Source organism: Lentzea albidocapillata, assembly GCF_000719115.1.
Classification (GTDB): domain Bacteria; phylum Actinomycetota; class Actinomycetes; order Mycobacteriales; family Pseudonocardiaceae; genus Lentzea; species Lentzea albidocapillata.
In genome coordinates, this window is record NZ_JOEA01000057.1 from 1 (window position 1) to 1,087 (window position 1,087).

Below are 1,087 nucleotides of genomic sequence, written 5' to 3' on the forward strand. Positions count from 1 at the left end.
CTAGTTGTACTTGGCCAATACGTTGGTGACGGTGTGTCGGCTTGATCATGGGTGAGGCCTCCGGGTGCGGTGGTGATTGCGAAGTCAGTCACCACAACCGGAGGCCTCGATGGGACACGCTAATGCCCGCCTGACCATGCATGGACGCCTGGTTCTGGTCTCGCGGGTCACCGCTGGCAGACCGGTCGCTCACGTGGCCAAAGAGCTCGGTGTCTCGCGGCAGTGCGCGCACCGCTGGGTCCGCCGATTCCGTGACGAAGGCGCCGCGGGTCTGGCCGATCGGTCGAGCCGGCCGCATCGCATGCCGTCGCGGACGTCAGCCGAGACCGAGCACCACATCGTGGCGGCACGCACCGAGTTGCGCTGCGGACCGGCCGGAATCAGCGTCCGCACCGGCGTGCCTGTCCGCACCGTGTCACGGGTGCTGGCCCGCCACGGCGTGCCGCGCCTGGCCGAGTGCGATCCGCTGACCGGGCAACGGATCCGCGCCACCCGGCACACCACCCGCCGCTACGAACACCCGCACCCCGGCGACATGCTGCACCTGGACGTCAAGAAGATCGGCAAGATCCCGCCCGGCGGCGGCTGGCGCGCCCACGGCCGCAGCCTGCGTCCCAATTCCCACCGACGCCTCGGCTACGACTACATCCACGCCGCCATCGACGATCACTCCCGGCTGGCCTACGCCGAGATCCTCGCCGACGAACGCGGCACCACCTGCGCCGGGTTCCTGCTCCGCGCAGCCGCCTGGTTCGCCGTCCACGGCGTCCCACGCATCGAACGCGTGCTGACCGACAACGCCAAAAACTACTTGATCTCCCGCGACTTCGCCGCCGCCGTCGCCGCGATCGGCGCCCGCCACAAGACCATCAAGCCGCACTGTCCCTGGCAGAACGGCAAAGTCGAGCGGTTCAACCGCACCCTGCAGACCGAGTGGGCATACCGCGAGGTCTTCCTCGACAACCCCACCCGATCCGCAGCGCTGGCGCCCTGGCTTGAGCACTACAACACTGAACGCAGTCACTCCGCACTCGAGGGACACCCACCCATCAGCCGCGTTCAGTCACCAACCTCATGACCAAGTACA

At 68.0% G+C, this 1,087-nt stretch carries 1 protein-coding gene; it reads left to right on the forward strand.

Annotated elements, in window-relative coordinates; translation table 11 throughout:
* Positions 1 to 109 precede the first annotated feature (109 nt).
* On the forward strand, positions 110 to 1,078 hold the full coding sequence (locus IG04_RS0141720; protein WP_030482277.1) for an IS481 family transposase: 969 nt from the start codon (positions 110 to 112) through the stop codon (positions 1,076 to 1,078).
* Positions 1,079 to 1,087 lie beyond the last annotated feature (9 nt).

Bases quoted from the DNA above. Each gene is read 5' to 3' on its own strand.
- IG04_RS0141720 (WP_030482277.1), top strand. From the start codon at position 110: ATGGGACACGCTAATGCCCGCCTGACCATGCATGGACGCCTGGTTCTG.